General features: G+C 44.9%; 10 protein-coding genes. 6 read left to right on the top strand and 4 right to left on the bottom strand.

The window, feature by feature from the left end:
* The first annotated feature begins 34 nt into the window (after positions 1–34).
* Both H4K34_RS06965 and H4K34_RS06960 read left to right on the top strand, forming a co-directional pair.
* A complete protein-coding gene (locus H4K34_RS06965) occupies positions 35–868 on the top strand; it encodes an SDR family oxidoreductase (protein ID WP_210760103.1) in 834 nt (277 codons plus the stop codon).
* Between the two features lie 103 nt (positions 869–971).
* Positions 972–1,508: an SRPBCC family protein gene (locus tag H4K34_RS06960; RefSeq protein WP_210760102.1), complete on the top strand. Its 537-nt coding sequence runs from the start codon at positions 972–974 to the stop codon at positions 1,506–1,508.
* A 68-nt stretch (positions 1,509–1,576) separates the two neighbouring features.
* Here H4K34_RS06960 and H4K34_RS06955 read toward each other — a convergent pair whose 3' ends face one another.
* A complete protein-coding gene (locus H4K34_RS06955; protein WP_210760101.1) occupies positions 1,577–3,394 on the bottom strand; it encodes a WG repeat-containing protein in 1,818 nt (605 codons plus the stop codon).
* A 118-nt stretch (positions 3,395–3,512) separates the two neighbouring features.
* On the opposite strand from H4K34_RS06955, the gene H4K34_RS06950 reads away from it, so the two are divergent.
* Positions 3,513–4,532, top strand: a complete 1,020-nt coding sequence (locus H4K34_RS06950) for a DUF6090 family protein (RefSeq protein ID WP_210760100.1) — start codon at positions 3,513–3,515, stop codon at positions 4,530–4,532.
* On the opposite strand, the gene H4K34_RS06945 is transcribed toward H4K34_RS06950, so the two are convergent.
* The gene (locus tag H4K34_RS06945) at positions 4,522–5,583 is read right to left on the bottom strand and encodes a hypothetical protein (protein WP_210760099.1); all 1,062 of its coding nucleotides are present in this window, start codon (positions 5,581–5,583) and stop codon (positions 4,522–4,524) included. The genes H4K34_RS06950 and H4K34_RS06945 overlap by 11 nt on opposite strands.
* Before the next feature lie 104 nt (positions 5,584–5,687).
* Positions 5,688–8,111, bottom strand: coding sequence for a TonB-dependent receptor domain-containing protein (locus H4K34_RS06940; RefSeq protein WP_210760098.1), 2,424 nt, complete (start codon positions 8,109–8,111; stop codon positions 5,688–5,690).
* A gap of 763 nt (positions 8,112–8,874) precedes the next feature.
* On the opposite strand from H4K34_RS06940, the gene H4K34_RS06935 reads away from it, so the two are divergent.
* On the top strand, positions 8,875–9,657 hold the full coding sequence (locus tag H4K34_RS06935; protein WP_210760097.1) for an amidohydrolase: 783 nt from the start codon (positions 8,875–8,877) through the stop codon (positions 9,655–9,657).
* On the opposite strand, the gene H4K34_RS06930 is transcribed toward H4K34_RS06935, so the two are convergent.
* Complete coding sequence (locus H4K34_RS06930) at positions 9,654–10,418, bottom strand: exodeoxyribonuclease III (RefSeq protein ID WP_210760096.1); 765 nt, start codon at positions 10,416–10,418, stop codon at positions 9,654–9,656. The genes H4K34_RS06935 and H4K34_RS06930 overlap by 4 nt on opposite strands.
* Positions 10,419–10,451: 33 nt before the next feature.
* On the opposite strand from H4K34_RS06930, the gene H4K34_RS06925 reads away from it, so the two are divergent.
* Both H4K34_RS06925 and H4K34_RS06920 read left to right on the top strand, forming a co-directional pair.
* On the top strand, positions 10,452–13,898 hold the full coding sequence (locus H4K34_RS06925) for a porin family protein (RefSeq protein WP_210760095.1): 3,447 nt from the start codon (positions 10,452–10,454) through the stop codon (positions 13,896–13,898).
* A 63-nt stretch (positions 13,899–13,961) separates the two neighbouring features.
* Positions 13,962–14,654 carry a ComF family protein gene (locus H4K34_RS06920; RefSeq protein WP_210760094.1) on the top strand — a complete coding sequence of 231 codons (693 nt, stop codon included), beginning with the start codon at positions 13,962–13,964 and terminating at the stop codon, positions 14,652–14,654.
* Positions 14,655–14,687 lie beyond the last annotated feature (33 nt).

Here is a 14,687-nt window from a genome sequence, read left to right as displayed (position 1 = left end):
AACTATGTCGTAAACAACTTAAAACTAAATAATCATGAAAACAAATCGAAAAATTGTAGTGCTAGGTGCCAATGGTAAAACGGGCCGAAAGGTGGCCGAAATCCTGGAGTCAAGGGGGGAGGATGTGGTTCGGGGGAGCCGTCAGGCTTCCCCTCCCTTCGACTGGCATCAACCCGAAGCTTGGTCTAAGGTTTTGCGAGGAGCAGAGCGCATGTACATAAGCTATCATCCTGATCTGGCCGTTCCGGGAGCTTTGGAGGCCATCGAGAAACTGGTGGAAGTGGCTAGGGCTGAAGGTTTGCAAAAATTGGTGCTCTTATCTGGTAAAGGCGAAAAAGAAGCTGAGCTCTGTGAGCAGGTAATTATCAATAGTGGCATAGACTATACCATTGTGCGGGCATCCTGGTTTAACCAGAATTTTAGTGAAAGCTTCTTTTTGCCAGCCATCCTTTCCGGTGATGTGGCTTTACCCATGGCACAAGCAAAGGTGCCTTATGTAGATACCGATGATATTGCGGCCGTGGTGGCTAAGGTTTTGATGGAAGCGGAGCATAATGATCAAATCTATGAGTTAACCGGTCCGCGCTTACTTACTTTCCAACAGGTAATGGAGGAGATTGCAGTGGCATCTGGGAGAAGTATCAGTTTTACCCCCATTTCCCTGCCAGCTTATATCAGTATGCTGGAGGATTTAAGAGTGGAGAAGGATTTCATCTGGCTTATTCAATACCTATTTACCGAAGTTCTCCTAGAGCCTAAAAATGCGATGCTTAGTGCTGATATTCGAAAGGTATTAGGTCGATCTCCTAAGGACTTCCGTCAGTTTGCTAAAGAGCAAGCAGCTCTGGGAACTTGGACCCCTCAATAGTCCATTTTACAGCATTGCACAATTGTGATATAATTTTTAATAGGCTTTTTAATCTGTAGGACATTTTCTTAAATTGCTAGGAATCAAATAAAACTAGAAGAAAATGAAAGCTTTGAAAACGGTAGTTATTGCAGTTGTTGTGCTGATTGGCGGATTGTTAATTGCAGCCCTCTTTATTTCTAAGGATTTCTCCTTCGAGAAGACCGTGCATATTAAGGCTCCGATATTGCAAGTTTGGAATCATACCAATAGCCTGGAGAATATGAATGCATGGAGTCCCTGGGCGAACATTGATCCGGAGATGAAGCAAGAATACAAAGGAGCCAGCGGTGAAGTAGGTTCCGAAAATTGCTGGGACAGTCAAAATGAGAATGTAGGGGCGGGATGCCAAACCATCACCAAGGTGGCTGCTCCCTATACCCTGGAAACACATTTACATTTTACACGTCCCTTCGAATCTCATGGTGATGCTTATGTAAAGCTTAGCGAATCGGCCGGAGGAACAGAAGTAACCTGGGGTATGAAAAGCGAAATGGCTTATCCTATGAATCTGATGAAACTCTTTATGAGTGCCGAGGATGCCATGAGTGAAGATTTCACTAAGGGCTTGAATAAATTGAAGAACTTATCTGAAGCTTAATCCCAATTGTAGAATAGTTACTGGGTCGAATTTCAAGAGGGTCGAATTTCCTAAACTGGGTCGAATTTCTAATTCGACCCATCTTCTTTTTGTGCCCGCCACATTTCCTCCACTTTCTTTTCACCCATAGGATTCAGTCCTTTTAAGGATGGCGAAGTGTAGAAATAGCAATTCCATACTCCATCTTTTCGAAAGTAGAGCCAGCCATTAACCGCTCGTTTCAGGAAAACATCCTGCTCACAAGGAATGATTAGGGAATCACCACGAATGGAGTAAACGCCCCATTTATCATTTTGCTGAACCAAGAGTTGGAGATTGGGGTCTCCAATAAGGAAAACAATACTGTCGAAAATGGCTGGACGGAAATTCTCTGGGCTTATGGGATTATAATAGGAGAGCATCCACAAACCTTCCTTGCCATCGTTACCGTAGGCCATATACCAACCATCGAGTGGACGAGCATAATCTATTTTTATGTTCGGATGGGTTATTAACTGAAGGTGATGATATTCTGCCAGTACTTTCTCCAATCCTCGATGTAATAATACTGCTGAGGAATGCAAGGGGCTGAATCCCTGCCAGCCTTGTTCTACAGAAGCGATATTCCCTTGTCGATCTCGAATTTCAAATCGCTTTCCTTCTTGACTGAATAATAGGCAAGAATCTTTGTTTATGCCATCAAAAACCAAAACATCTAGGCTATCATAAATGGGAGGAAGTAGCTCTTTACCATTTTCATCGGCTAGGGCCCATTTGCCATCCTCCCTATAGAAGAAGCGGTGGGCCCGGTAAAAAATGGACTCGTAGGCAGGCTTTAGGGTCGTGTCGCCATAATTCGTGAGAATTCCCTTTTTCCCTTTATTGATCATCTGATAATAGAAAGGAGCGATGATACTAATGCTATCGTGAAGAGGGTCTTCGTCCCAAGAACGACTGCAACCATTGAAGAGCCCTGATCCTTGATGGGTGACAATAATGGAACAATAGCGGCAAGCACCGGGCTCAACGCGTTTTAATCCTTCTCCGATTACCAAATTACCATAGCTATCGTAAACCTGAGTAGCTCCATCTTTATCCCAAGTTTGAAGAAGTCCACGTGCGTATTCAATTCTATCAAAAAGGAAGGGCAAGAGAATTTTGCTGCTGGTATCTGCCAAGCCCCAATACCTTCCGGCTGGCCAGGCCTTTTCCGCATTTGCGATGGCCGGGCTGTTTAATAGGGCCTTCCAGGCGAAGAGCTGATAGTCGACATTCTTTAGCGGAAAAATGCTATCGTATTTTGGCTTAAGAATTTCCTTACCATTCCAGTTCAAAACTCCTTGACCTTGCTCGCCAATTACATGGAATTGGTCTTCAATACAGAGTCGAAACTGAAGGTCCTTTTTCGACCATAGCAATTGGCCATTAGGATTATAGACTTCGATGCCGTCTTCATCCTGGGCCAACATGCGGTAATTAAAATTACGTCTCAAGAACTGTAATTTTTGATAGCCCTTGGAGCTAATTCTGGTCCCATCTTGCTTATAGAGATACCACTTCTCTTTGCGTAGTCCAAATACAAAGGGAAGGCTGGGATCATGCTTTAATTGCTCATAACGAGCACTGATGATCACCTTTCCATCGCTTTTGCGCTTTAAACCATAGAGATGGGTTTTAGGATCTTGAAACAAGGCATAAATACTCTGTAGTTGCCATCCAGGATAAGATGGAATCATTGTTAAATCGCGCAGGCTTAGGACGGAATTTTGCTGCCGGTCCACCAGAACGGAATCTTTTGAATTGGACCAGCGATGATGTTGATCATAGCAAGAGCTATCGCCATTAATGGCCTTAATACCCTGAGCACTTAGCTGTAGGCTCAATAAAAAAAGAAGCACTGTCCTCATGGAGGCAATTTAACTTTTAGACGCTAATATGATTTGCGGTTGGCTGCTAAATAGTTGATTCATTGTTGAATTAATGTTTGGGCTGATTTTCAATTAGACATTTAGCTAAATTCACAACATGACTAAACTATTTCGCAAAGGGCGCTTCAATTTCTTTAAGGGTAAGGGAATTGGACAATACATCCTCTACATCGTTTTGGAAATGGTACTGGTGGTGGCCGGTATTTTAATTGCCTTAGAGATTAATAATGCCAATGAGGACCGAAAGAAGGAAGCCAAGGCCAATTTTATTTTAGAAGAAGTGCGGCGCGACTTGCAAGGCAACCTGGAGGAGATGCGCAATTTTAGGATTAATCTGGAGGCCAAAGATTCTCTGCTGGTGCGGGTTTTACAAGATTCTGTTAAGCGAGAGGACTATCAGACTAATTTCAATTATACGGCCCTAATCATGACTTATGCCTCCATTACCTTTTTGGATAATGGTTTTGAAAACATGACCCGCCAGAGCGAGTATTTCAATCGAGATTATGATACCCTCTTTACGGATTTAGAAGATCTTTATGAGGAGCAATACCATCTGGTAGAAACCATGCAGGAGCGACTGAGTGATTTGGTGATTTATACTATCGAGAATTGGTCGCGCGAGAAAGCCTGGTTCCATCTATTATCCCGTGGTCAGCTGACCGAGGAAGCGCTGGACTATTTTACGGAAGATCCCTTTTACCGCAATGCGGTGGACTTATATCGTACCTATGCGGTGATCAATATTTTACCGGCCATTCGAGCCGCAGAAATGCAAACCACCCTGGCGATCATTGAGATCAATCAAAAATTAAATGCTGAGGCAGATGCCTATGCCGATTTTGAAGGCTATTTAATCCCTACCGATCCCAAGCTTTGGGCCCAAGATACGGGTACTTATGATTTATTTGGTCAGGTGCAATTTAAGCTGGCAATAGAGGGCGAGGTTTTAAGTATGGGGCAAATTGGTGATCCTATGTATCGGGTTTACCCCAGAAATGACAGTACCCTTTATTTGCCTCAAGCGGATCTTAAAATTCTTTGCGATCACAATGGAGAATCCATCCGCCTGAAAGGCAAAAGGTCGACCCAGCTTTTAAAACGTATTAAGCCTTAAAGGAAGTGCGACCCAAATAGGTGCGATGCTCGGTTCGCTCAATCATTTTGCTGAGGTGTAATTTTAGAACCTGGCCCATGCTTTCGAGTCCATCAAAGTCTTCCGTGCGATGAAACTCATTTAGGTCCGCACAAAGGGAGGCGATTTTTTCGGGTTTAGATAAAGGAACCTTTGCCATGGAATCCAGTAGTTCATCCAATTGCTCTTGAGCTAAAAAATAACGCTTGCGCATTAGGGTGCGTTCCTCAGTTTGGTACTGGTCCACCGTTTCCGGCGATAGGACATCCATGCAAAATTGTATCACCTCAAAATTCTCCTTGTAAAATTGAGGTAGATAATGGTTTTTACGGCCTTCATAAGTTAACTGATCGAAGTCGATAGGCCGCACCCGATATTGTTCCATATCGAAGTCGGGCGTTACATCTACCACATAATTATAGGAGCGCATATCGCCCAAAAGCATGGCAAAGCAACGTTCATTGAATTTCACAAATTCCTTGGCCATCCGGGTTTTGGCAAAGGTGGGCCGATCCATATAATGCCCCAAAAACACATCTCCGGGAATACCGGCAATATGCTCTTCTACCAGGGTGTCGCCATCTACCAAATAACCAATGCGATTCGGACTAAGAAGATGTTCCAGTTCCAAGCCATAAATGCGAGAAGCATCGGCTTTCTTTATGTAGTAGTAATCGTGGTTGTCGTTAATGGTATTTACGATCCGGATGCGAAAGGGATTGGAATTCCCGAAGAGGCAATGGTCAATACGATCGGTGCGCAATTGTCCTACAAAACTCTGGTCTCCATCGGTTTTTAAGGCGGCGTAAATTTCGACCAGGGCCTTTTGCACTTCGGCCTGGAGGTAATTATCGTAAATCACGCTTTGCCAAAGGGTGTCTTTGCCCTCTTGATCTAAAACCGGAATCGAATTACTGAATTGCAATAGGGCCTCGTAGGTGGCGGCCAAATGAGCTTCGCGGCGGTATTTACGCAGGTAGCTCCGCAGTTCAGGGTGAATGGGATAATTGGGTTTTTTCTTGGAGATTTCCATGTTTGAAAATTAGCGAATTCAGCGGTGCAGGCTAAATTCTTAAATTAAAAAAGCCCGATCGAAATGAATCAACCGGGCTTAAATCCAAACATGTATATAAAATCTTACCAGCGTGCTTTAATTCCAAAGAGGAAGGAGCGTGGCATGGTGGGTCTTAATCCGGCAGGACGCATGGCAACGAGGTTTACCGCATCACCTAAGTTGCGTACACTGGCAAAGAGACTGAAATGATAGTTGAGGTGATAGGTGCCCGAGAGATCGATCATCCATTGAGCGGGAATTTCATGATCTGTATCGATGGCTCCACTGCCAGCCTGGGTGCGCATCGCACTTTGATAGCTGATGCTGGAGTTTAAAGCCAATCTTTTCCAAGCGGCACCAATCTGTGCATTGAGCATATGCTCCGCCAAATAGGGAAGCTCATCTCCTTTGTTTACCGTTCCCCAAGCTTCATAATCGCTTTCGAAGCTATTGTCGAATTGGGCATGGGTGAATGTATAGGCTAAAGCCCAAGGAAAGGCCCAGTGGCTGGCAGCCGGACGAAGTTCACCATTTAGTTCCGCTTCCAATCCATAAACACTGGCGGCTCCACCATTGTAAACCAAATTATTGCCTACGCCTCCGGTAGCAGCCATATCAGAACCTAAGAGGTTTTGATAATCATTGTAAAATGCGGTGGCACTAAGCTTGGCAAAGTTGAATTCGGAACGAAGGCCTAATTCGGTATTAATGCTGGATTCGGGTTCGCTACCCGCCACACTTCCGGGAGGGGCAAAACCTTTGTGGATACCGCCAAATATTTGATTCTTGCTGTTGATGTCGTAGCGAATACCCAAGCCAGGAATGAACACCTCTACCTGGTTTTCGCGCTCGGATAAATTCACCCCGGTGCGATCCACATCCGACTTGCCATAATCGTGTCGAGCAAGATTTATGCTCTCATAGCGCAAGCCAGGATTAAAGGTCCATTTTTTCCAAGCCAAACGGTACTCGGCAAAGGCAGCCCAGGCGCGGGCATCCTCAATACGATTACTTTCAGTACCAGGGGTGCCGGCATTGATCAGGGTGAAGTTTCCTTGATCCAAGCTAAAGGTATTGTTCCACTGGAAGCGATCCATTCCATCCTCATGGTAGCGCAATCCTGCCTTAATCTGTTGATTATTCCAATTGTAAACCACCTTAGTTTGCAGGCCTTGTGCATAGTAGGAGCGGTTGTTGTTTTTGAGGTATAAGGTATCGTCGCCGGCGCCAATTAAAGTTTGGTAGGCATCAGCGTAAGCAGCTGGATTAGCCAAAAGATTGGCAATGCTTACATTTTCGCCATTGGACAGAACCTTATCCAGTTTGTACCAATTTCTGCTGAATTCGTTGCGATAGGCTGTGCTAACAACACTAAGATTGTTAGTGGGCTTAAGAGTATAACTAAATTTATATTGTCTTTGATCTGTCTCCATGCGGTCGAGGCCGGATGCGGCATAACGACGGTAGGGATTAGCAGCGAAATCATCCTGACTTAAGCCAAGATAGGTCTCGTCGCTATTATTGATGCTCTGTGCTAATTTCAATTCCAGGGCTTGATACACTTTGGCCTCCTTGGAGGTATTAAGTCGGAATTTGGCCTGGTAATCTGCTAAATCAAAGCCGGTAGGTCCACCAAAATCGAGTTCTTTAAAACCATCGGCAGAAGCCTGATACGTTTCTACTACAAAGCCAAAATGGGTAAATGATTCGCCGGCATAGGCATGCAAGCGACGTTGACCAAAGCTTCCGGCCAAAACATCCAGCTTAGCGCGGAACTCATCCGGAATTTGGGTAGAGATGAAATTCAGGGCACCACCGGTGGTATAGGGACCGTATTCAATTTGGGAGCTTCCTTTGCGCACTTCCACGCCTTCCATACGTCCGGTAGTAGGGAAATAGTAGGCAGAAGGAGCGCTGTAAGGAGCGGGGGCGGCTAAAATGCCGTCTTCCATCAAAGTGATTTTAGAACTGCGCTCCACTCCGGTGCCACGCATGCCGATATTAGGACGCAGACCAAAGCCATCTTCTTCTTGGAGGTAAACACCAGGTACCCGACGTAAGAGACGGATAGCATCATTGTATTCGTAGGTTTCGAGCTCTTTTAAGCCCAGGTAATGTGCGGAACCGCTTAATTGACGAATGCCCTTTTCGCCACCGGTTAAGCTGCTTCCATTAACCACGGCCTCGGCCATAAGCTCATTCTTGAATTCCAGATGGGCGAAAAAGTCTTGTTTACCTTCTTTCAGGCTGATTTTGGATTGATGCTCTTGAAAGCTAATATGCTTGATGCGGATGCTGTATTCGCCGGGCTCCAGATCTTTAAACTCAAACTTTCCTCGAGCATCACTTATAGTTTGGTGATTTCCCGGCTCAAGAAAAATAGCAGCATTACTGATTGGTTTTGTGCTATTGCTTTCGTTCAGGTAGCCATGAAGCAGTGCTTTTTGACCGCTTAGTGAGAGGCTAATTAGGCAAAGGCTGAAGAGGTGAATGGTGAAGAGCCGCATTGTTTTTCTTAATTAGACTAATTTTAAATAGCGCGGCGAAAATACTATTGCTCATCAGTTTAGGCAAGGCTCATTTTGCCTTTACTGATTGTTTTTTTCTTAGGAAAAGGAAGGAGGCTTCACTAAAAGCTATCAGCTTGAGAGGGGGGTGTTTTTATCGGATTCGCTCCGGTAGAGGAACTGCCGCGTGGCGTTTATCGTAGCATCTGTATTAACCAATACCGGAGCCAAACCCGATGAAAAATAGCTGGCCTTTGATTTCCATAGCTCAATTTTTGGCCTGCTGAATTTTAGACGAAGCTAATGGCTCGGGTTGCCTGTTTGGAAATGTTAAAAAGAGTGAAAATTGCTAGGAGCATTAAGATCAAAAATGGCCCACTAAAATGTTGGCGTAGCTAAAGTGTTGAGGGCTAAACCTATGGGCATAAAAAAAGCGGGAGACTCTGCAACTCCCGCTTCATATACCTTAACAGTGTTTGGAATCTGTAGATTACTAACCCTATTTCCCTATAAAATGAAGAACCCTGTTAAGTTGTGTCTAACTTACAACTTTTTTTAACATTTCATAATCTTTTAACAAAAAAAAGCCGTCTACCACAGGTAAACGGCTTTCAACGAAAACTAAAACATAAAAATGAAAAAACTTCGTGTGCTCTTCCAGTCAAAAGTACGCAAAAATTTGGGCTCTCCAAAGCCCCTTAACGATTCAGAGCACAGTTTATCGAAAACTGTAGCTTTGCGCACAGTCCTCTAAAATTACAACGTGGAAGTAAGTGAATTATTCCGACTGGCCTTAATTCAAAGTAGTTTACAATGGGAAGATCCGAAGGCTAACCGTGCTCATTTCGAGAATCTTATTCAAGAAGCGGAAGCGCCGGATTTAATTCTTCTACCCGAAATGTTTAGCACGGGTTTTAGTATGCAGCCCCAAAATATTGCTGAAGAATCAGCGGGCGAAAGTTTGCAATGGATGCAAGCCCAGGCGCGTTTCAAGAATTGTGCGATTAGCGGATCTTTGATGACTAAGGAGGAGGGGAACTACTACAATCGACTCTATTTCGTGTTTCCGGATGGAAGCTATCAGACCTATGATAAGCGCCATCTCTTTAGCCTGGCGGGAGAGGAGAAAGTCTATACACCAGGTCAACAAAAATTGATAGTAGAATACAAGGGCTGGCGCATAAATCCGCAAATCTGTTACGACCTGCGCTTCCCGGTTTGGTGTCGGAATGCAGAAGACTTCGATCTACAGTTTTTTGTGGCTAATTGGCCAGAACGCCGATCGGAGGCCTGGGAGGCATTATTAAAAGCACGTGCTATTGAAAACCAATGTTATCTAGCCGGTCTCAATCGCATTGGTGAGGATGGAAACGGAGTATATCATTCGGGTAATTCCGCCGTGCATGATCCCTTAGGTGCGGTACTTTCCGAAACTCAGGCCCACGTAGAAACCGTAGAAGTAGTAGAACTCTACTACTCCCAGCTTCAAAGAATCCGTTCGAAATTCGGATTCTTAAAAGATCGCGATCAATTCAATATTCTTTAATCGATATCCACACTCACCGGACAGTGATCACTGTGCATGGCGTCCGGCCAAATTTCAGCCCCGCTTAAACGCTCTTTAAGCGCTTCTCCGGCCATTTGATAATCGATACGCCATCCTTTGTTATTGGCGCGTGCATTAGCGCGGTAGGACCACCAGGAATAACGATCAAGTTCGCCCTCATGAAACTGTCGGAAACTATCAATTAATCCTTCTTCCAAGAATTCACTAAGCCAGGCGCGTTCTTCGGGTAAGAAACCGGAAGTGTCTTTATTGCTTTTGGGATTGTGGATGTCAATTTCGGTATGACAGATATTGAAATCACCACCAATAATAAGCTGAGGTTTTTCCTTTAGCAGATCGCGGATATATTGCTGGAAATCCCCCAGGAATTTCATTTTCAAATCCTGACGAGCATCACCGCTACTGCCGCTGGGTACATAAACGCTCATAATGCTTAGGTCGCCGAAATCAGCTCTTAAGATTCGCCCTTCTTGATCGATATAATCAATTCCACAGCCTACTTCAATATGATCGGGTTTTAGCTTGCTTAAGATGCCCACTCCGCTGTAGCCTTTTTTCTCAGCACTGTGCCAATAGCAGTGGTAACCCAAGGCTTCAAATTCTTCTTGTTCAATTTGCTCGGGTTGTGCTTTGGTTTCCTGGATCAGCAATACATCTGGATTCGCTTCTTTTAGCCAATCTACTAATCCCTTGCGCATAGCTGCGCGAATGCCGTTTAGGTTGTAAGAAAAAATCTTCATGAACGCGTAAATGTGCAAATTTGCCGTTAGTCCTTGCAAAATAAACGCTTTATCCGAGCCCTAGTCAAATTTCTGCCCATCTTCCTTTGCATGTTCTCGGGCCTGGCCTTACGAGGGCAGTGGCAAGAAATGAGCATTGGCCCCAGCGATTCTGTGGCCTTGGGAAATAAGCCCTTGCTGCCGGAAAGCTTTACATTTTACACTTCGGCCGGAGAGCCGGTTTTTCCACAGTATACCTTTAAAGCAGGCCAGCCTTCCTATTTGCTTTTTGATCCGCCCTTAGAGGATAGCCTGCTCTTTCGTTATCAGCAAATTGACCTGCAGCTGCCTCTTTATTTTAGTCTGCGTGATACCAATCTGATCCTACCCCAAGAGCGCGCGCGCTTTCAATTAAGTGAAGAGGAACTTTCGGTTTTACCCAATTCTCAAAACTTCAGTCCCTTTCGCGCTTTGAATTCGCAGGGTAGTTTGAGCCGTAGTATTTCGGTGGGCTCTAATCAAGATGCAGTTTTAAACTCCGCTCTAAACCTTCAATTGAGTGGCGATTTGGGAAATCAAACGCAGATTCGAGCCAGTATTAGCGATAATACTGTGCCGGTTCAAGCGGAGGGCTATACCCAGCAATTACGTGATTTTGATCGGGTTTACCTCGAATTGGAGAACCCGGATTTTGGCCTACTCAGGGCTGGGGATTACAATATTAAACCCGCTCCCAGTACCTACCTCAATTTCGAGAAAAGAGTATCCGGTGGGGGCTTGCTAACCGCTATTTCTGCTGGTGGGGAAAAGAATCTCAAATTGCAAGCAGAGGGTGCTTTGGCTCGGGGCCGATTTGCCCGAAATCGTTTTCAAGGTCAGGAAGGCAATCAAGGGCCTTATAAATTGCAAGGAGCTAATGGCGAGCAGTTTATCATCATTGTTTCGGGTTCCGAAAGAGTGTATATCGATGGGATCTTGCTAAAGCGTGGTCAGCAATACGACTATGTTATTGATTACAATGCCGGGGAAATCACTTTTACAGCCTTGCAGCCCATCACTCGTGATAAGCGGATTGTAGTAGAGTTCCAATACACCGAACAAAATTACCTGCGCTCGATACTCTATGGGGAGTCCAGTTTTCAGTCGGAGAACTGGCAGAATCGCGTGCAATATTATACGGAGCAAGATAGCAAGGATCAAGCTTTGGGTACCGATCTCAGCAATGAAGAAAAAGCCATTTTGGCTGCGGTTGGTGATGATTTGGAAAGAGCCTTTGCTTCTACCATTAGGCCCGCTTCTTATGATCCGGGATTGGTGCAATACCGTTTAATCGATAGCCTGGCCTATGATTCGGTTTTGGTTTTTTCAACGGATAGCAGTCAAGCTTTATTCAATGCCAGCTTTGCCTTTGTAGGCGCCGGAAAGGGCGATTATAAATTGGTTTCCAGTAATGCTAATGGTCGGGTTTTTCAATGGGTCGAACCGCAAAATGGGCAGTCTCAAGGATCCTATGCGCCTGTACGTACCCTGGTGGCCCCCAATCGGTTGCAGGTCTTAAACTGGCAGAGTCAAGGGCAATTTGGTAAGTCAAAAAATCAATCCATGAAGCTGGAATTAGCCGCCAGTAATAACCGCTTGAATTTGTTTTCGGATCGCGATCGCTCTAATGATGATGGTTTGGCCGGAATGCTCGAATATGCCTATCGCCCCCAATTCAAAAAGGGAAAGGCCGAGGTGAAGGCGGGCTATCAGTTTAACAATCCCGGTTTTACTACCGTCGAACGTATTTATGCAGTGGAGTTTGCCAGAGATTGGAACCTGCCCCTTAATTACCAGGGAGCGCTGCAAAATGGAGCTTTGGCTTTCCGCTACTATCGCGATTCCCTGAACTTTGGTACGGAATTTCAATTTTTAAACAGCCCTTTGAAAGAAGGTTTTCGTCAAAGTGTGGATGGGGCCTATCGCGATTCCTCCTGGATCAATGATTTTAAGTTAAGTCTTACCCAAACTCAAAGTCCAGAGCTAAAGGAGCAGTTTTTACGAGAGCAAATTCGCAGTCGTTTTTATTGGTTGGATGAATCCTGGTTGGGTTTTAAATCGATCGGGGAATGGAACCGAAAAGAGCTTAGCGCCGATAGCCTCAGTGCGGCATCCTATTCATTCTTGGAGTATCAAGTCTTTCAGGGATTTGGTGATACCAATCGAAGTTTCATGGAATTTGGCTTTTTACAAAGATTTGATGATTCGGTGCGGGTAAAAGATTTACAACCCTTTACCTATGCTTATACCTTTTTTGGCAGAGGGGTGTGGCGTAGTCCCAGTAATGGCCGCTTATCCTTATCGACCTATTACCGCAACTTACAAATTCTGCAACCCGAGGAGCAGGCCTTGCAAAGGAGCTTAACCAGTCGCCTCGATTATCAGCAGGCCTTTTTAAAGGGAGCCCTGCGCAGTCAGACTTTTTATGAAAGTGGCTCTGGAACGGAACCTCGTCGTAGTTTTACTTATATCGAGGTGCCTGCTGGAACCGGAACCCACACTCATGTAGATTACAATGGCAATGGTATTCGTGAGTTGGATGAATTTGAAATAGCCCCCAGTCCCGACTTGGCCACCTTTGTGCGGGTTTTCAGTCCTAACCTTGAGTTCTTCCGTACCAGCATTGTGAAATTAGGCCAGAGCTTAAATATTCAAGCACCGCGTACCTGGCAATCAGCTAATGAAGGCTATCGTGCATGGCTGCGCAAATTTTCCTTGATTAGCTCTTACCAATTAGAACGTAAAACCCTTTTGGAAGGCGGCTTTAATGAGCTTAATCCATTTAGTCAATTAAGGGAGGATACTTTATTGGTTTCTGAGAATAATGCCTTTCGTCAAAGTCTTTTTTACAATCGTAGTGCTTTAGGCTTTGGGGCGGATTATAATTTTAACCGTAGTAGCAATCGCAATTTATTGAGCTTCGGGATTGAAGAGCGGGTGCTAAATGCCCATCGTTTGGGATTGCGTTATGCTTTTGATCAGGCATTTGTGTTGCGCTATCAAGGGAATTTAGAAGACAAGCAAAATCGATCGGGCAATTTCGCCAGTCGGAATTTCGATTTGCAAGCGCTTGGCAATACCCTAAGCTTAAGTTATCAGGAAGGACAAAAACTCACCTTAACCGGAGCTTACGAATTACGGGATGAGCAAAGCTCGGGGGCAGATGAAAATACCTTAGCAGCGCAGGAATTTAGTCTTAACCTGAATTACAATCTGGCGAGTGAAATAGCGATGCAAGGGGAGGTGGCTTATATCCGCAATAATTTCGAAGGAGATGTAAATAGTCCAGCCGCATTTGAAATGTTACAGGCTTTTAAGCCGGGAGATAACCTGGCGATCAGCCTTACCCTGCAGCGTACTTTTTTAAAGAACATTGTTTTAAGTCTTAATTATTCCGGGCGTTTTAGCCGCGAGGCCTTTGCAATCCACACCGGCAACCTTCAGGTGAAAGCATTTCTTTAGTCGTTTTTAAATGTTTGATTTCGGGCTATTGCTTTTCAAAGCGGGTATTTGGCTCGAAAAAAAATGAAGCTATACCCTTATATACAGGATTTCATCGACTTGGTTTTTCCTCCTCATTGTTTGGCTTGTGAGCAAAAACTATTTCGGCCGGAAAGGCATATCTGTTTGGCTTGTAAAGCCGAATTACCTCGAACTGACTTCGAGAAATTTCACGACAATCCAGTCTTTCGTCGTTTCATTGGCAGGTTTCCCTTACGCTTTGCCGGAGCCTGGTTGCACTTCCAAAAAGCAGGCAAGGTGCAAAAGCTTATGCATGCTTTTAAGTATCGGGATCAGGAGAAGCTAGCTGTTTATCTCGGTCGTCAATTGGCTAAGGAGTGGCGCGATAGTCCATTGCTCGCCTCCCCCGATGTAATTATTCCGGTGCCCCTGCATCCACGTAAGCAGAGGAAAAGAGGTTATAATCAGGCGCAGGCTATTGCCGAAGGTTTAAGTGCCGAATTAAAGAAACCCTTGGTATTAGGGCAGTTGAATCGTATCCGCTATCGCAATTCCCAAACTAAGGAAAAGCGCTTCAATCGCTGGCAGCAGGTGCATTCCGTTTTTCAATTGAAGGAACCCGCGAGCCTGGCGGGTTTACATATTCTTTTGGTGGATGATGTGATTACTACTGGCGCCACCTTAGAAGCTTGCTTGCAAAGTCTGGCTCAGGCTCCTGATAGTCGTTTCTCGGTATTAACTCTGGCCCATGCCTAAAAACAAAAAAACCACCCCCGAGGGGGTGGCTAT

This window comes from Croceimicrobium hydrocarbonivorans (assembly GCF_014524565.1).
Taxonomy (GTDB): Bacteria; Bacteroidota; Bacteroidia; order Flavobacteriales; family Schleiferiaceae; genus Croceimicrobium; species Croceimicrobium hydrocarbonivorans.
This window is presented reverse-complemented; position numbering and strand designations above follow the sequence as displayed.